At 69.8% G+C, this 15,259-nt stretch carries 17 protein-coding genes; 11 read left to right on the plus strand and 6 right to left on the minus strand.

The window, feature by feature from the left end:
- Positions 1-15 precede the first annotated feature (15 nt).
- Genes ACGHC0_RS11115 through ACGHC0_RS11145 form a run of 7 tightly spaced genes read left to right on the plus strand, consistent with a single transcriptional unit; the run spans position 16 to position 5,459 of the window.
- The gene (locus tag ACGHC0_RS11115) at positions 16-936 is read left to right on the plus strand and encodes a branched-chain amino acid ABC transporter permease (RefSeq protein ID WP_415268230.1); all 921 of its coding nucleotides are present in this window, start codon (positions 16-18) and stop codon (positions 934-936) included.
- 7 nt (positions 937-943) lie between these two features.
- Positions 944-1,930, plus strand: a complete 987-nt coding sequence (locus ACGHC0_RS11120) for a branched-chain amino acid ABC transporter permease (protein ID WP_368355270.1) — start codon at positions 944-946, stop codon at positions 1,928-1,930.
- A complete protein-coding gene (locus tag ACGHC0_RS11125) occupies positions 1,927-2,694 on the plus strand; it encodes an ABC transporter ATP-binding protein (protein ID WP_368355271.1) in 768 nt (255 codons plus the stop codon). Before ACGHC0_RS11120 ends, ACGHC0_RS11125 begins: the two co-directional genes overlap by 4 nt.
- Entirely contained in the window at positions 2,691-3,401 is a 711-nt protein-coding gene (locus ACGHC0_RS11130) for an ABC transporter ATP-binding protein (RefSeq protein WP_368355272.1), read from the plus strand. The genes ACGHC0_RS11125 and ACGHC0_RS11130 overlap by 4 nt, the downstream gene beginning before the upstream one ends.
- 54 nt (positions 3,402-3,455) lie before the next feature.
- Positions 3,456-3,848 (plus strand): RidA family protein, encoded by a 393-nt coding sequence (locus ACGHC0_RS11135; RefSeq protein WP_208910687.1) that lies wholly within the window; start codon positions 3,456-3,458, stop codon positions 3,846-3,848.
- Between the two features lie 16 nt (positions 3,849-3,864).
- A complete protein-coding gene (locus tag ACGHC0_RS11140) occupies positions 3,865-4,731 on the plus strand; it encodes an alpha/beta hydrolase (RefSeq protein ID WP_415268231.1) in 867 nt (288 codons plus the stop codon).
- A 14-nt stretch (positions 4,732-4,745) separates the two neighbouring features.
- Positions 4,746-5,459 carry a transporter substrate-binding domain-containing protein gene (locus tag ACGHC0_RS11145; protein ID WP_415268232.1) on the plus strand — a complete coding sequence of 238 codons (714 nt, stop codon included), beginning with the start codon at positions 4,746-4,748 and terminating at the stop codon, positions 5,457-5,459.
- A 21-nt stretch (positions 5,460-5,480) separates the two neighbouring features.
- Here the strand turns inward: ACGHC0_RS11145 and ACGHC0_RS11150 are convergent, their stop codons facing one another.
- From ACGHC0_RS11150 to lptF, 5 genes are all read right to left on the minus strand, one after another.
- Positions 5,481-6,650, minus strand: a complete 1,170-nt coding sequence (locus tag ACGHC0_RS11150) for a pyridoxal phosphate-dependent aminotransferase (protein WP_415268233.1) — start codon at positions 6,648-6,650, stop codon at positions 5,481-5,483.
- Between the two features lie 19 nt (positions 6,651-6,669).
- The gene (locus tag ACGHC0_RS11155; RefSeq protein WP_208910690.1) at positions 6,670-7,611 is read right to left on the minus strand and encodes a CysB family HTH-type transcriptional regulator; all 942 of its coding nucleotides are present in this window, start codon (positions 7,609-7,611) and stop codon (positions 6,670-6,672) included.
- Positions 7,612-7,724: 113 nt separating this feature from the next.
- Positions 7,725-8,129, minus strand: a complete 405-nt coding sequence (locus ACGHC0_RS11160; RefSeq protein ID WP_368355276.1) for a sirohydrochlorin chelatase — start codon at positions 8,127-8,129, stop codon at positions 7,725-7,727.
- Between the two features lie 2 nt (positions 8,130-8,131).
- Positions 8,132-9,229 carry an LPS export ABC transporter permease LptG gene (lptG, locus tag ACGHC0_RS11165; protein ID WP_368355277.1) on the minus strand — a complete coding sequence of 366 codons (1,098 nt, stop codon included), beginning with the start codon at positions 9,227-9,229 and terminating at the stop codon, positions 8,132-8,134.
- A complete protein-coding gene (lptF, locus tag ACGHC0_RS11170) occupies positions 9,226-10,323 on the minus strand; it encodes an LPS export ABC transporter permease LptF (protein WP_415268234.1) in 1,098 nt (365 codons plus the stop codon). The genes lptG and lptF overlap by 4 nt, the downstream gene beginning before the upstream one ends.
- A gap of 23 nt (positions 10,324-10,346) precedes the next feature.
- On the opposite strand from lptF, the gene ACGHC0_RS11175 reads away from it, so the two are divergent.
- From ACGHC0_RS11175 to ACGHC0_RS11190, 4 genes are all read left to right on the plus strand, one after another.
- Entirely contained in the window at positions 10,347-11,873 is a 1,527-nt protein-coding gene (locus tag ACGHC0_RS11175; protein WP_415268235.1) for a leucyl aminopeptidase, read from the plus strand.
- Between the two features lie 35 nt (positions 11,874-11,908).
- Positions 11,909-12,343, plus strand: a complete 435-nt coding sequence (locus tag ACGHC0_RS11180; RefSeq protein ID WP_415268236.1) for a DNA polymerase III subunit chi — start codon at positions 11,909-11,911, stop codon at positions 12,341-12,343.
- Between the two features lie 3 nt (positions 12,344-12,346).
- Entirely contained in the window at positions 12,347-12,883 is a 537-nt protein-coding gene (locus tag ACGHC0_RS11185) for a hypothetical protein (protein ID WP_415268237.1), read from the plus strand.
- 158 nt (positions 12,884-13,041) lie between these two features.
- Entirely contained in the window at positions 13,042-14,172 is a 1,131-nt protein-coding gene (locus tag ACGHC0_RS11190) for a branched-chain amino acid ABC transporter substrate-binding protein (protein ID WP_415268238.1), read from the plus strand.
- Positions 14,173-14,222: 50 nt separating this feature from the next.
- On the opposite strand, the gene ACGHC0_RS11195 is transcribed toward ACGHC0_RS11190, so the two are convergent.
- Positions 14,223-15,176, minus strand: a complete 954-nt coding sequence (locus ACGHC0_RS11195; protein WP_415268239.1) for a LysR substrate-binding domain-containing protein — start codon at positions 15,174-15,176, stop codon at positions 14,223-14,225.
- Positions 15,177-15,259 lie beyond the last annotated feature (83 nt).

Below are 15,259 nucleotides of genomic sequence, written 5' to 3' on the forward strand. Positions count from 1 at the left end.
GGGCCGGTCGCGCGCATGACGGGGCTCCTGCTTCTCGAGCAATCGCTCAACGGCCTGCAGTTCGGGCTGATGCTGTTCCTGCTGGCCGCCGGCCTCACGCTGGTGTTCGGCATCATGGACATGATCAACCTGGCGCACGGCTCGCTCTACATGGTGGGTGCGTACCTGATCGCGGCCATCGCCACGGCGTCCGGCTCGTTCTGGATCGGCCTCGCGGGCGGCACGCTGGCCACGGCGGCGATCGGCGTGCTGCTGGAGGTGTCCGTGCTGCGGCGCCTCTACCGGCGCGACCACCTCTCGCAGGTGCTGGGCACTTTCGCGATCCTGCTGATGGCCAACGAGGCCGTGCGCATGGCGTGGGGTTCGCAGCCGGTACCGCTGAATCCGCCGCCCGCGCTGGCCGGCCCGGTGGAGCTGCTGCCGGGCTTTTCCTACCCCGCCTACCGGCTCTTCATCATCGGCGTGGGGCTGGCGGTGGCGCTGGCGCTCTACCTGCTGGTCACGCGCACGCGCGTCGGCATGCAGGTGCGCGCCGGTGCCTCCAACCGCGAGATGGCGATGGCCATGGGCACCAATGTGCGCCGGCTGTTCACGGGCATCTTCGCGCTGGGCGCCGCGCTCTGCGCGATCGCGGGCGGCATGCTCGGGCCGCTGCTGGCGGTGCAGGTGGGCATGGGCGAGAGCATCCTGATCCTCGCCTTCGTGGTGATCGTGATCGGCGGCATCGGCTCCATCCGCGGCGCGCTGGTGGGCGCGCTGCTGGTCGGGCTGGTGGACACCGCCGGCCGCACCCTCGTGCCGCTGCTCGCCGAGCGCCTGCTGGGGCCCGCGGCCGCGGCCGGCGCGGGTCCGGCCGTCGCCTCGATCCTGATCTACGTGCTGATGGCGGCGGTGCTGTTCTGGAAGCCGCGCGGCCTGTTCCCCTCCCATGGCTGAAAGCACCATGCCGCCGACCCCATCCCATCCCCCCAGCCTGCTGGACCACGGCCTGCACCCGCGCTGGAGCATCCCGCTGCTGGTGCTGCTGGCGCTGCTGCCCACCATCGCGCAGGCGCTGGACGAGGGCTTCTACATCGGCGTGGCGAGCCGCATCCTGGTCTTCGCGCTGGCCGCCACCAGCCTGAACCTGATCCTCGGCTTCGGCGGCATGGTCAGCTTCGGCCATGCGGCCTTCGTGGGCGTGGGCGCCTACGCGGTGGGCATCCTGATGCAGGAGGGCATCGCCTCCGCCTGGATCGCCTGGCCGGCCGCCATCGCCGCGGGCGCGCTGTTCGCGTTCGTGATCGGCCTGGTCAGCCTGCGCACGCAGGGCGTGTACTTCATCATGATCACGCTCGCGTTCGCGCAGATGCTGTTCTACCTGATGGTGTCGCTCAAGGCCTACGGCGGCGAGGACGGCCTGTCGCTCGCGTCGCGCTCGCAGCTCGGCCCCTGGCTCGACCTGGCGGATGACGCGCGCTTCTACTACTGCGTGCTGGCGATCTGCGTGCTGGTCTTCGTGGGCCTGGCGCGGCTGCTCAACGCCCGCTTCGGCCATGCGCTGCAGGGCATCCGCGAGAACGAGACGCGCATGGCCGCGCTGGGCTTTGCCGTCTATCGCACCAAGCTCGCGGCCTTCACGCTGGCGGGCGCCATCGCCGGGCTCGCTGGCGCGCTGCTGGCCAACCAGGCCGGCTTCGTGAGCCCCGCGGCGCTGCAGTGGAGCCAGTCGGGCATGCTCATGGTGATGGTGATCCTGGGCGGGGTGGGGCGGCTCTACGGCGGCTTCGTGGGTGCGGTGGCGTTCCTGCTGATCGAGGAAGTGCTCGCGGCACACACCATGCACTGGCAGTTCGGACTGGGTGCGGTGCTGCTGGTCGTGGTGCTGGTGGCACCCAACGGGCTGCTGAGCCTCGCGCGGTCCCGCGGTGCGAAAGCGGGGCGGCCATGAGCGCGCGCGTCCTCCTGCGGACCGAGCAGCTGGTGCGCCGCTTCGGCGGCCTGCTCGCCACCGACCATGCGGAACTGTCGGTGCTCGAAGGCGAGGTGCATGCGCTCATCGGCCCCAACGGCGCCGGCAAGACGACGCTGATCCACCAGCTCTCCGGCACGCTGGCGCCCACCAGCGGGCACATCCATTTCGACGGGGAGGATGTCACCGGACTGCCGATCCATGCGCGGGTGCGGCGCGGGCTGGTGCGCTCCTACCAGATCACGAGCGTCTTTCCCCGCCTGCCGGTGCTGGACAACCTCGCACTCGCCGTGCAGGCGCGCACCGGCGGCAGCCGCGGTTTCTGGCGTCCGGCGCGCGCCGAGCGCGAGCGCTATGCCGAGGCGCAGGCCGTGGCGGAGCGCGTCGGCCTGGGCGATCAATCGTCGCAACTGGCCGGTGCGCTGTCCCACGGCCAGCAGCGGCAGCTCGAAGTGGGGCTGGCGCTGGCGCTGCGGCCCCGGCTGCTGCTGCTCGACGAACCCATGGCCGGCATGGGACCGGAAGAATCCGAGCGCATGGTCGGCCTGCTGCAGGGGCTGCGCGGCGAGGTGACGCTGCTGCTGGTCGAGCACGACATGGATGCCGTCTTCCGCCTGGCCGACCGCATCTCCGCGCTCGTCTCGGGCCGCGTGATCGCCACCGGCACCCCGCAGGCAATCCGCCAGCACCCCGACGTGCGACGCGCCTACCTGGGCGACGAACTCGAGGAGGCCACGCCATGAGCGCATTGCTCGAAGTCGAGGGGCTGGAGGCCGCCTACGGCAGCAGCCAGGTGCTGTTCGGCATCGCGTTCGACATCCGTGCCGGCGAGGTCGCCACGCTGCTGGGCCGCAACGGCATGGGCAAGACGACCACGGTGCGCGCGCTGCTCGGGCTCACGCGCGCCAGGGCCGGATCGGTGCGCTTCCGTGGCGAGCGCATCGAGCGGCTGGCGCCTGACCGCATTGCCCGCATGGGCCTGGCGGTGGTGCCCGAGGGACGGCAGATCTTCCCCAACCTCTCGGTGCGCGAGAACCTCGTGGCCTTCGCCGCGCGCCGCAACGCCGCCGCCGACCCGTGGACGCTCGACCGCGTGCATGCGCTGTTCCCGCGGCTGGCCGAGCGGGCCTCGCACATGGGCGGGCAGCTCTCGGGCGGCGAGCAGCAGATGCTGGCCATCGGCCGTGCGCTCATGACCAACCCGCACCTGCTCGTGCTGGACGAGGCGACGGAAGGGCTGGCACCGCTGATCCGCGAAGAGATCTGGCGCTGCCTGGACGCCCTGCGCGCGCAGGGCCAGACCATCCTGGTCATCGACAAATACGTGCGCCGCCTCGTGCGGCTCGCCGACCGCCACACCATCATCGAGCGCGGCCGGGTGGCCTGGCAGGGCGATTCGGGCGCGCTCGCGGCCGACCCGGCGCTGTGGCAGCGCTACGTGGGCGTGTGAGCGCCGCGCAAGAACGATAACGATTTTCGAGAACCGAACGGACAGGAGATTCGCATGCAAGTCCTTCTTCCCCCCGGATGGCCCCGGCCCAAGGGTTACGCCAACGGCGTCGCGGCGCGCGGCCGCATGGTCTTCGTGGCCGGCATGATCGGCTGGGACGCCCAGGGCGTCTTCCATACCGACACGCTGTGCGGCCAGGTGCGGCAGGCGCTGCAGAACATCGTCGAGGTGCTCAAGGAAGGCGGCGCGCGCCCCGAGCACATCGTGCGCATGACCTGGTACGTGACGGACAAGAAAGACTATGTGGCCTCGCTGCGGCAGATCGGCCAGGACTTCCGCGAGATCATCGGCAGCTTCAACGCGGCGATGACGGCGGTAGAGGTTTCGGCGCTGATCGAGGACCGTGCCAAGGTCGAGATCGAGGTCACGGCCGTGGTGCCGGACTGAAGCGCGGGTGGCCTCGATGGCGACGGTGTTTCCCCACGGCTTCCCGAACCAGCAGGAAATCGACGAGGCCTACGACCCCCTGAAACGCGCGCACGATGCCGCGGCCTCGAACCGGCATTTCGCCGAACGCAGCGAGGCCACGCGCCAGGCGCTGCCGTACCGGCCCGCCGTGCCCTACGGCCCCACGCGGGCCGAAACGCTGGACATCTTTCCGGCCGGACGCCCCGGCGCGCCGGTCTTCTTCTTCATCCACGGCGGCTACTGGCGCGCCCGCAGCGCGCGCGATTTCAGCTGCGTGGCACAGGGCCCGCATGCGCTGGGCTTCACCACCGTGGTGGTGGACTACGCCCTGTGCCCGGCCGTCACGATCGACGAGATCGTGCGGCAGGTGCGCGCCGCGGCGGCCTGGGTGGTGCGCCACATCGGCGAGCATGGCGGCGACCCGGCGCGCATCGTCGTCGGCGGGCATTCCGCGGGCGGGCACCTGGGCGCGATGCTGCTGTGCTCGCCCTGGGAGGAAGACTACGGCCTGCCGGCCGACCCCTTCGCCGGGGCGGTGCTCGTGAGCGGCCTCTACGACATCGCGCCGCTGCGCTACAGCTACCTGCAGCCCGCGATCCAGCTGGACGAGGGCACGGTGCGCCGCAATTCGCCCGTGCTGCATGCGCGGCCCAGCGCCACGCCGGTCGCGCTCTGCTGGGGCGGGGCCGAGCAGGAGGCCTTCGCCCAGCAATCGCAGGGCTTCCACGCCGCATGGCGCGCGGCCGGCAACGCGGCCGAGCTGCAGCCGATGCCGGGGGCCGACCACTTCGATGCCGTGCAGGCGTTCGAGGACCCGGCCAGCCTGCCGTGCCGCGCCCTGGTGCGCATGGCGGGCGGGTAGAACAGGAGCCACGGATGACCCTCTTCGCCTACATCATCGAACCGCCCTTCAATGAGCTTGCGGCCGACGGCAGCTTGACCGGCTGCGATGTGGAAGTGGCCCGGACGGTGCTGCGGGCTGCCGGACTATTGCCCTTCCAACCCGTTGAAACCACCTTTGCCGAACTTCTGCCGGGTCTCGCGGCGGGGCGGTGGCAGATGACCACCGGACTATTCGTCACCGAGCAAAGGCAGCGCCTGGTGAGTTTCAGCCGGCCGATCTGGGCGCTGGCCGATGGCATGCTGGTCGCCCGAGGCAATCCGCTGGCCCTGGACGGCTACCGGTCCGTCGCCCTGGATCCCGACTGCCGCCTGGCCGTGGTGCGTGACCAGATCCAGCACCGGACGGCCCACGAAGACTTCGCCATACCGGCCGCCAGGATCCAGCTCTACGACAGCTATGCGGAAGCCGCCGAGGCGGTATCGAATGGCCGGGCCGACGCTTATGCCAGCGTTGCCCGTGCCCATACGGCCTTCGCCCTGCAGAACCCTGCAGCCAGAGTGCAGACGGTGGTCGTCCCCGCGGCGGAAAAGCCGCCGGCGTTCGGCGCCTTCGCCTTCGCCCGGAATGACGGCGATTTGCTCCAACGGGTGGATGCCGTCCTGGACCGTTACCTCGGTAGTCCGGAACACCGCCGGATGCTGGGGCGCTTCGGCTTCACCGACCAGGAAATCGATCTGGTTGTCTAGCAGAGCCTGCGGATACCCCGCTCAGAGCCGGCGCAGCCGCTGCACCGCCTCGCGCAGCGTCTCGTCGCGCTTGGCGAAGCAGAAGCGCACCACCCGGTGGTCGAACCCGTCGCCGTAGAACGGCGACAGCGGGATGGCGGCCACGCCGATCTCGCGCGTGAGCCACTGGCAGAACTCCACGTCGCCCAGGTCGCTCACCTGCGAGATGTCCACGCACTGGAAGTAGCTGCCCGCGCTCGGCAGCAGCTTCAGGCGCGAGCCTTCCAGGCCCTGGCGGAACAGGTCGCGCTTGGCCTGGTAGAAGGCCGGCAACTGCCGGTAGGGCGCCGGATCGGCGAGATAGGCGGCGAGGCCATGCTGCACGGGCGTGTTCACCGTGAACACGTTGAACTGGTGCACCTTGCGGAATTCGGTCATGAGCGGCGCGGGCGCGACCACCGTGCCCACCTTCCAGCCCGTGACGTGGAAGGTCTTGCCGAAGCTCGACACGATGAACGACCGCGCGGCCAGCCCGGGGAAGCGCGCAACGCTCTGGTGCTCCGCACCGTCGAACACCATGTGCTCATAGACCTCGTCGCTGACCACGACCACGTCGGTGGGCGCGAGCAGCGCTTCGAGCGCGCGCATGTCCTCTTCCGTCCATACGGTGGCCGAGGGGTTGTGCGGGGTGTTGACGATGATCGCGCGCGTGCGCGGCGTGAGCGCGGCGGCGATGCGGCCGAAATCCGGCCGGAAGGTGCCGGGCGTGAGCGGCACGCGCACCGCCGTGCCGCCCGCCAGCTCCACGTTGGGCACGTAGCTGTCGTAACAGGGATCGAGCACGATCACCTCGTCTCCCGCCTGCACCACGGCCAGGATCGCCGTCAGGATGCCCTGTGTCGCGCCCGCCGTCACGGTGATCTCGGTGTCCGGAGAATAGGCCCGGCCGTGCAGCGCTTCGATCTTGCGCGCCACGGCCTGGCGCAGCGCCGGCACGCCCGGCATCGGCGGGTACTGGTTGTGGCCCGCGCGCATGGCGCCGGCCACCGCATCGACCAAGGCCGGATCGCAGTCGAAATCGGGGAAGCCCTGGCCCAGGTTCACGGCGCCGTGCTCCGCCGCCAGGGCGGACATCACGGCAAAGATCGTCGTGCCCACCTGGGGCAGCTTGCTGGGGAGGGCCGGCGTGCGCGCGGCAGCGGTGGTGTTCATGTGCGTGGGAGGCAGGAAATCAAAGCTCGTAGTCGTTCACGTGCCCGGTCATCGCGCGGGCCACGAGTTCGCGGTTCAGCCGGTCGCTGAGCAGCTCCGCGAATTTATAGACGAAGTTGCGCAGGTAGGCGCCGCGCTTGAAGGCCACGCGCGCCACGCTCTGTCCGAACAGGTGGCCGACCGGCCGTACCACCAGGTCGCCCAGCGGATCGTCGCGCATGGCCATCTCGGCCACGATGCCCACGCCCAGGCCCAGGCGCACGTAGGTCTTGATCACGTCGGAGTCGATGGCCTCCAGCACGATGCGCGGCTGCAGCTTGCGCGCGGCGAAGGCCTGGTCGATCTTGCCGCGCCCCGTGAACGAGGGGTGGTAGGTGATGAGGGATTCGTGGGCGATGTCGTCCACGCTGATGCGCTCCTGCTGCGCCAGCGGATGGCCCGAGGGCATCACCAGCACGTGCTGCCATTCGTAGCAGGGCAGGGTGACGAGGTCCGGGTAGTCGGCGAGCGATTCCGTCGCCATGCCGATCTCCGCCACTTCGTCGATCACCATGCGCGCCACCTCGTGCGGCGTGGCCTGGTGCAGGCTCACGTTCACCTTGGGATAGGCCTCGCGCAGCTTCGCCACAGGCACCGGCAGCACGTAGCGCGCCTGCGTGTGGGTGGTGGCGATGCTCAGCGTGCCGCTGTCCTGCGCGCTGAACTGCTCGCCGATGCGCTTGAGGTTGCCCACCTCGCGCATGATCAGCTCGATGCTCTTGAGCACGTGCTGCCCGGGTTCGGTGATGCGCTTGAGCCGCTTGCCGTGGCGCGCGAAGATGTCCACGCCCAGCTCGTCTTCCAGTTCGATGATGGCCTTGGACACCCCGGGCTGCGAGGTGTGGAGCGCCTTGGCGGCCTCCGTCAGGTTGAGGTTGCGGCGGGCGGCTTCCTGGACGAAGCGGAACTGGTGCAGGTTCATATCTGATTGCTGCTAAGGATTCCCTTGATTATGCGGCAATCGTCTAAGCCATCGGCGGGACCCGGACGCAAAAATAATCCACTGCCGCCGGCCATGGCGGCGCGCGCACCGCGTCAATGCCCCGCGGGGGGCTCGACCGAGGCGATCTCCGCCATCAGCGCCGTCATGCGCGCATCCTCGCCGATGGCGCCCTGCACGGTGATGGCCATGTCCGGGTGCTCGGCGCGCAGCGCCTGCACCAGTTGCGGAAGATCTTCCCGCGCATGCTTGCCGGTGCCCAGGAACATCGGCACCACCGTGAGCCGGCGCACGCCCCGCGCCGCCAGTTCGCGCACTGCGGCGGGCAGGTCGGGCTCTGCGAGTTCCAGGTAGGCGCAGCGCACCTCCAGCCCGGGCGACTGCTGCCGCATGCGGGCTTCCACGGCCTCGATCGGGGCGCGCCAGAGCGGATCGCGCGAGCCATGGGCGAACAGCACCACGCCGCGGGGGCCCCCGGCCCCGGATGTGTCGTGCACCATGTTCATCGCCTCAGCACCAGCCAGCCGAACGCCCCGAGCGACAGCAGCGAATAGATGATGCCCGGCGCGGCCGCGGTGAGCCAGGGCGACCAGTTCTGCAGGTTGCCCGCATAGCCGAACACGTTGTTGAGCAAAAAGAAGCTGATCCCCGCCATCACCCCGCCGAACACATAGCCGGCAATGCCACCGGAGCGGAAGTGCAGGTAGGCGAAGGGCAGCGACAACACCACCATCACCAGGCAGCTCAGGGGATAGAAGACCTTGCGCCAGAACTCGATCTCGTACTTCTGCGCCGCCTGGCCGTTGGATTCCAGGTGGCGGATGTACTGGAACAGGTCGATCGTCGCCATGCGGTCGGGCTTGAGCAGCGATGCCGCCACCATGTCGGCGCTGATGTGCGTGGGCCAGCGGAAGCTGGGCTCCTGCAGCCGCTCCACGTGCGCCTCGGCCTCGCCGCGGCGGTGGAAGACGCTGCGCCTGACGTCGCGCAGTTCCCAGGCGTCCGCGCCGAACTCGCCCGACGCCGCCTGCAGGGTGGATGCCAGGCGCCCGTCGCCGTCGAACTCGAAGATACGCACGTTGCTCATGCCGCCGTCGTGCCGCAGCGCGCGCACGTTCACCGCCACGGAGCGGTCGCCCTGGCGCTCCTTCAGCCAGGCCCCGGTCGCGCCGGTGGTGATCTGGCCCAGGTAGCGGGCCCGCACGAGCTGCGCGAGCCGGTCCGTCGCGGGCGCGAGGTAGTCGCCCACGGCGAAGGTGAGCATCACGAAGCCCAGGCCCAGCACCAGCAGCGTGCGCAGGGCGCGCCACGGCCCCAGCCCGCTGGTGCGCATGATGGTGAATTCGGAGCTCTGCGCGAAGCGCGCCATCACGAAGATCGTGCCGATCAGCACGGTGATCGGCAGCAGCTCGTACAGGTGGCTCGGGATGCCGAGCGCCACGTAGAGCAGCGCGTGCGACATCTGGTAGCCCTCGACGCGGCCGACGTAGCGCAGCTCGTCCACCATGTCGAAGAAGAAGAACAGCGCCAGGAAGCCCAGGGTGACGAAGCCCACGGCAGCCAGGGCTTCGCGGTAGATGAGTCCGCGGATCGTCTTCATGCGGACCTCCGCGCGCGCAGGGATGGCAGCCGCGGCGACCAGCGGTTGTGGCGCGCCACGAGCAGCAGCATCGCCAGCGCCAGCGTGCCTCCGTGCAGCGCGACCATGAAGGCGCCCAGGCTCAGGCGGCCCGCACCCACCCAGTTCTGTCCGAAGGTCATGAGGTTGTAATAGACCACGAAGGCGAAGAGCGCGAACACCAGGCTGGTGCTGCGCGCTGCGCGCGGATTGGCGCTGGCCACGGCCAGCCCCAGCACCACGAAGTTGAGCGCGGCGAGCGCCAGGCCGAAGCGCCACCCGAGTTCGGCGCGGAACACCGGATCGCTGGAGGCGAACAGCTGCGCCGTGCTGCGGGTCTTGACCGCGGCGTCGTCGCTGGAGCTGCTGGCGGCGCCGCCGATCCGCGTGCCGTACTCGGTGAACTCGCTCACCTTCAGCCCGGGCTTGTCCAGCGTGGTTTCCAGGCGCTGCCCGTCGCTCAGCAGGGCCATGCGCTGGGTGCCCTGGGTTTCCAGGCGCGCGCTGCGGGCCGAGGTGACGGTCTCGCGGCCGTGCTCGCTGGAGGCGATGAACACGTTGGTGGCCTGCTGGTTGTCAGGCGTTTCGCGGTCGATGAAGAACACGCGGGCGCCGTTGGCCGACTCCTGGAACTCGCCCGGGGCGATGCGGTCCACGTCGCTGCGCTGTTCGTACTGCACCTTGAGCTCCTGGATCTGCTGGTTGGCCCAGGGCCAGATCAGCAGCGCCAGCGTGGCGATCGCCAGGATCACCGGCCAGGCGAAGCGCAGCAGCGGCGGCAGCAGGTGCAGCATGCCGCGTCCGCTCGCGAACCAGATGACCATCTCGCTTTCGCGGTACATGCGCGCCAGGGCGCCGACCACGGCCACGAACAGGCTGAGGGTGAGGATGGTGGGCAGCTGGCCGAGCACGGTGAAGCCCATCACGAGCATCACGTCCGAGGGGTTCACGCTGCCGCGCGACGCCTGGCCGAGCGTGCGGATCAGCATCATGGTCATGACCACGGTGACCAGCACCACCAGCGTCGCTCCGAAGCTGCGGGCCAGTTCCTTGCGAATGGATGAATCGAATAACATTGGCTCGAAGGAAAACGCCGATTATGAACTTCGATCTGAAGACCCTGTCCCTGGCCTCCGCCGCCGCCGAGAAATGCGACCTGCTCGCCGTGCTGGTACCCGAGGGCTTCAAGCCCGGCGGCGATGCGCTCTCCGCCCTGGTGGCGCTGGCGATCCGCCAGGGGGACTTCGAAACCAAGCCCGGCAAGAGCCTCGCGCTCTACCAGGCGCCTGCCGTCTCTGCGCGGCGCGTGCTGCTGCTGGGGGCCGGCGACGGCGGCGCGCGCGCGGTGCGCCAGGCGCTGGCCGGTGCGGCAGCGCACTGGAAGGCGCCCCAGGTCAAGCGCGCGGCCGTGTGCCTCGCGGCCCTGTCCGACGGCGGCGCGGCGGCCTGCACGGCCGTGCAGGCCGTGGCGGAGGCCAGCTATGTCTATACGGCCACCAAGTCCCAGTCCGAGCCGCGCGCTCTCTCGCGCGTGGTGGTCGGCGTGGCCGATGCCGCTGCGGCCAAGGCCGGATTCGCCCGCGGGACGGCGCTGGCCCTGGGCATCGAATACGCCCGCGAATGGGCCAACCGCCCCGGCAACCACGCCACGCCCACCCTGCTGGCCGGCGCCGCCAAGGCGCTCGCCAAGCACGGCCCCATCCAGGTCAAGGTGATGGGTCCCGCGGAAGTGCAGAAGCTCGGCATGGGCGCCTTCATGGCGGTGGCCAGGGGCTCCGAGGAGCCCCTGCGCTTCATCGAGCTGCGCTACCAGGGCGCGGGCCGCTCCGAGGCGCCCGTGGCGCTCATCGGCAAGGGCATCACCTTCGATACCGGCGGCATCTCGATCAAGCCCGCCGGCGAAATGGACGAGATGAAGTTCGACATGGGCGGCGCCGCCAGCGTGCTGGGCGTGTTCCGCGCGCTGGCCGAACTGCGGCCCGCCATCAACGTGGTCGGCCTCATCCCGGCCTGCGAGAACATGCCCGACGGCCGTGCCGTCAAGCCGGGCGACGTGGTCACCAGCCTGAGCGGCCAGACCATCGAGGTGCTCAACACCGACGCCGAAGGCCGGCTCGTGCTGTGCGACGCCATCGCCTACGCGGCCCGCTTCAAGCCCTCGGCCATGGTGGACATCGCCACGCTGACCGGCGCCTGCGTGGTGGCGCTCGGCGGGGTGCGCAGCGGCCTGTTCGCCAACGACGAGGCCCTGGCGGCCCGGCTGCAGTCCGCGGGCGAGGCGGCGCTGGATCCGTGCTGGCGCATGCCGCTGGACGACGAATACGCCGAAGGCCTGAAGAGCAACTTCGCCGACATGGGCAACGTGGCGGGGCGCGCGGCCGGGGCTGTCACGGCCGCCAAGTTCCTGCAGAAATTCGTGGACGGCAAGCCTTGGGCCCACCTGGACATCGCGGGCACCGCGTGGAAGAGCGGTGGCGCCAAGGGCGCCACCGGCCGTCCGGTGGGCCTGCTGGTGCAGTTCCTGCTCGATTCCGCGCAGGCCCCGGCGCCCCGTGCGCGCTCCGGCGCGGCCGCGGCGCCGGCCTCCGGCGCGGGCCGGGCACGCCGCGCGGCCCGCGCCGCCTGAACGCGGATGCCGCTGCCGTGCCCCTGGATCCCGGCATGACCGAGATCGCCTTCCACTTCAACGCGCCCGACAAGCTGGCCTATGCGTGCCGTTTCGCGCGCAAGGCCCTGCGCAACGACGCGCTCCTGGTGATCACCGGGCCCGCGCCCGTGCTCGACGCGATGGACCGTGCGCTGTGGGCCCTGAGCCCGCAAGACTTCCTGGCGCACTGCCGCCAGGAAGACGAGCCCGAGTTGCGCGAGGCCTCGCCCGTGCTGCTGGCTGCCGACCCGCGTACCGTCGCGCGCCCCGATGTCCTGCTGAACCTCGGGCCCTCCGTGCCCGAAGGTTTCGAGCGCTTCGCGCGGCTCGTCGAGGTGGTGAGCGCGCACGACGAGGGGGACCGGGCCGGTGCGCGCGAGCGCTGGCGGCACTACGCGCAGCGGGGCTACGGCATCGTCCGCCACGACCTGGTGCTGAAGGGAGGTTGAGCCGTGCCCGTGCCGCCGAAGCAGCCCCCCAGATTCGTGCCGACGCTCACCGATGTGGTGCAGGTGACCGGGGCCATGCCCGGGAGCGGCCCGCTGCCGGGCGTGCAGGCACCGGCACCGGTCCCGGTGGCCCCGCCTGCAGGGCCCGTGCCGGCCGTGGCGCCGTGGCCGGCGATGCCTCCGGCGGGCGAACCGGTCTCCGCCGCGGCCTTGAACCATCTCCCGGCCGCCACACCGGCCAGCGCTCCGGCACCCGCCGCGCCGGTGCCTGCTGCGCCTTCGCCTGCGTCCGCATCATCGCAGCCCGCGCCGGCCCCCGATTTCTCGGGCATCGAGGAAGTGGTCATCCACCGCATCATCCAGCGCGTGGACGTGGTGCTGGACCAGCGCCTGCGCGAAGCCATCGCCACGGTGGTCCAGGAGCAGACCCGCTCCATGGTGCCGCGCCTGCGCGAAGAGGTGGAATCCGTCGTGCGCCACGCCGTGTACGAAGCCGTGGCGGACGAACTGGCGTCGCCCGGCAGCCCTGCGCAACGCTGATACCTGGCGCCCGCGGGCGCGCCCCTAGGGTAACCCCCTGTGGTTTTCGGTCACTTTCCCTCGCATCTACGGGTGCCCTGGCCCATAAATTGCGATATGTTTCCGGCGCTGGGGGAAAAAACAAAGGTTCTCAGCGATCACCCTTTATGGAGATTCATATGCAATTGAAGTTGAAACTGACCGTGGTTGCCGCTATCGCGGCGTTTGCCGGTGTCGCCTCTGCACAAGAACAGGTGGTGAAGATCGGCCACGTGGGACCGGTTTCTGGCCCTCAGGCTCACTACGGCAAGGACAACGAAAACGGCGCCCGCATGGCTGTCGAGGAACTGAATGCCCAGGGGGTCACGATCGGCGGCAAGAAGATCAAGTTCGAATTGCAGGCTGAAGACGACGCCGCAGATCCGAAGCAGGGCACGGCCGCTGCCCAGAAGCTGTGCGACGCCAAGGTCGCCGGCGTGGTGGGCCACCTGAATTCCGGCACCACGATCCCCGCATCGAAGGTGTACAACGACTGCGGCATCCCGCACGTCACCGGCGCCGCCACCAACCCCAACCTGACCAAGCCCGGCTACAAGACCACGTTCCGCATCATCGCGAACGACAACGCCCTGGGCGCCGGCCTGGCCGCCTACGCTTCCGACACGCTGAAGCTCAAGACCGTGGCCATCATCGACGACCGCACGGCCTACGGCCAGGGCGTGGCCGATGTGTTCAAGAAGACCGCCGCCACCAAGGGCATCAAGGTGGTGGACGAGCAGTTCACGACCGACAAGGCCACCGACTTCATGGCCATCCTGACGGCCATCAAGTCCAAGAACCCCGACGCCATCTTCTACGGCGGCATGGATCCGCAGGCCGGCCCGATGCTGCGCCAGATGGAACAGCTGGGCATGGCCAACGTGAAGTACTTCGGCGGCGACGGCATCTGCACGGCCGAAGTGGCCAAGCTGGCCGCTGGCGCCAAGACCCTGGCGAACGTGATCTGCGCCGAAGGCGGCGCCTCGCTGGCCAAGATGCCCGGCGGCACGGCCTGGAAGGCCAAGTACGACGCCAAGTACCCCGGCCAGTTCCAGGTGTACAGCCCCTACACCTACGACGCCACCATGCTGCTGGTCGATGCCATGAAGCGTGCCAACTCCTGGGATCCCAAGGTGTACATCCCCGAGCTGGCCAAGTCCAACTACAAGGGCGTGACGGCCCAGATCGCCTTCGAGCCGAACGGCGAGCTGAAGAACCCCGCCATCACCCTGTACACGTACAAGGACGGCAAGAAGACGCCCCTGAACTGATACGGCTCGCCCGTTTCAGCGAAAAGGCCTCCGCGTGCGGAGGCCTTTTTTCATGGGTCCTGCCCGAGCGGCGTGCCGAAGGACAGCCCCAGGTGTTCCCGCACGGCTTCCCGCAGGAGGGAGGCCAGGCGCTCGGAGGCGGTGTCCAGCGGGCTGCGGGCGCGGCCGAGCACCAGGTCCATCGGCGGGAGTTCAGGCAGGCCGCTGGCGAGCGGATCGATCAGGCGCACGTGTGCCGGCAGGCCGAACGCCGTGCGCACCGACAGGCCCAGGCCGGCAGAGGTCGCGGCCCAGAGTGCGGCCAGGCTCGCGCTGTTGAAGGCATGCCGCCAGGGAATGCCGGCGCGCTCCAGGGCTGCCGTCACGATCTGGCGCAGCGGGCAGGGCGCATCGAGCAGCACCAGCGGCAGCGGATGCCGCTCCACTCCACCCGGTCCGGAGAGCCCCAGCCACCAGGGCGCGTCCAGCGTGTCGAGGGCGGCGGGACCGATCCAGTGCAGCGGCAGGCGCATGATGGGCTCGGCCCGTACGCACGACAGGTCGATTCCCGCATCCCACAGCAGCGCCAGGTCGAGCTGGCCCAGCGCGAACCGCTCGCGCAGTTCGGCGCTGCGCGCGACGCAGACCTCGATCCGGACATGCGGATGCGCCCGGGCGAAGCGGCCCAGTACCGCCGGCAGGAGCGTCTCGCCCAGGTCTTCCTGCAGCCCCAGGCGGACCAGGCCGCGCAACTGGCTGCCGCCGACGGCGGCGACCGCTTCGTCGTTCAGCGCCAGGAGCCGGTGGGCGTAAGCCAGCAGGGTTTCGCCGGCATCGGTCAGCACCAGCCCGCGGCCGGACTTGCGCAGCAACGGTGTACCGGACTGGGCCTCCAGCTTCTTGAGCTGGGCGCTCACTGCCGAAGTCGAGCGACCCAGGCGGTCCGCCGCGCTGGCGAAACTGCCGAGCGCCACCCCCGTGGCAAAGGTACGCAAAACGTCGAGGTCATACAGGACACGGGTCATGGAGCATGCAGTGTGCAATGTGAATCGTCCCAAAAACCAGGACGATCGATCAAATATTTTCTGATATTCATCATGATCCAGGA

Origin of the sequence: Acidovorax sacchari, from assembly GCF_042847045.1 — a bacterium.
Classification (GTDB): Bacteria; Pseudomonadota; Gammaproteobacteria; order Burkholderiales; family Burkholderiaceae_C; genus Paracidovorax; species Paracidovorax sacchari.

What these genes read in the sequence shown, in the direction of transcription:
- ACGHC0_RS11115 (WP_415268230.1), top strand. Translation starts at nt 16, where the DNA reads ATGACGGGGCTCCTGCTTCTCGAGCAATCGCTCAACGGCCTGCAGTTC.
- ACGHC0_RS11120 (WP_368355270.1), top strand. Translation starts at nt 944, where the DNA reads ATGCCGCCGACCCCATCCCATCCCCCCAGCCTGCTGGACCACGGCCTG.
- ACGHC0_RS11125 (WP_368355271.1), top strand. Translation starts at nt 1,927, where the DNA reads ATGAGCGCGCGCGTCCTCCTGCGGACCGAGCAGCTGGTGCGCCGCTTC.
- ACGHC0_RS11130 (WP_368355272.1), top strand. Translation starts at nt 2,691, where the DNA reads ATGAGCGCATTGCTCGAAGTCGAGGGGCTGGAGGCCGCCTACGGCAGC.
- ACGHC0_RS11135 (WP_208910687.1), top strand. Translation starts at nt 3,456, where the DNA reads ATGCAAGTCCTTCTTCCCCCCGGATGGCCCCGGCCCAAGGGTTACGCC.
- ACGHC0_RS11140 (WP_415268231.1), top strand. Translation starts at nt 3,865, where the DNA reads ATGGCGACGGTGTTTCCCCACGGCTTCCCGAACCAGCAGGAAATCGAC.
- ACGHC0_RS11145 (WP_415268232.1), top strand. Translation starts at nt 4,746, where the DNA reads ATGACCCTCTTCGCCTACATCATCGAACCGCCCTTCAATGAGCTTGCG.
- ACGHC0_RS11150 (WP_415268233.1), bottom strand. Translation starts at nt 6,650, where the DNA reads ATGAACACCACCGCTGCCGCGCGCACGCCGGCCCTCCCCAGCAAGCTG.
- ACGHC0_RS11155 (WP_208910690.1), bottom strand. Translation starts at nt 7,611, where the DNA reads ATGAACCTGCACCAGTTCCGCTTCGTCCAGGAAGCCGCCCGCCGCAAC.
- ACGHC0_RS11160 (WP_368355276.1), bottom strand. Translation starts at nt 8,129, where the DNA reads ATGGTGCACGACACATCCGGGGCCGGGGGCCCCCGCGGCGTGGTGCTG.
- lptG (WP_368355277.1), bottom strand. Translation starts at nt 9,229, where the DNA reads ATGAAGACGATCCGCGGACTCATCTACCGCGAAGCCCTGGCTGCCGTG.
- lptF (WP_415268234.1), bottom strand. Translation starts at nt 10,323, where the DNA reads ATGTTATTCGATTCATCCATTCGCAAGGAACTGGCCCGCAGCTTCGGA.
- ACGHC0_RS11175 (WP_415268235.1), top strand. Translation starts at nt 10,347, where the DNA reads ATGAACTTCGATCTGAAGACCCTGTCCCTGGCCTCCGCCGCCGCCGAG.
- ACGHC0_RS11180 (WP_415268236.1), top strand. Translation starts at nt 11,909, where the DNA reads ATGACCGAGATCGCCTTCCACTTCAACGCGCCCGACAAGCTGGCCTAT.
- ACGHC0_RS11190 (WP_415268238.1), top strand. Translation starts at nt 13,042, where the DNA reads ATGCAATTGAAGTTGAAACTGACCGTGGTTGCCGCTATCGCGGCGTTT.
- ACGHC0_RS11195 (WP_415268239.1), bottom strand. Translation starts at nt 15,176, where the DNA reads ATGACCCGTGTCCTGTATGACCTCGACGTTTTGCGTACCTTTGCCACG.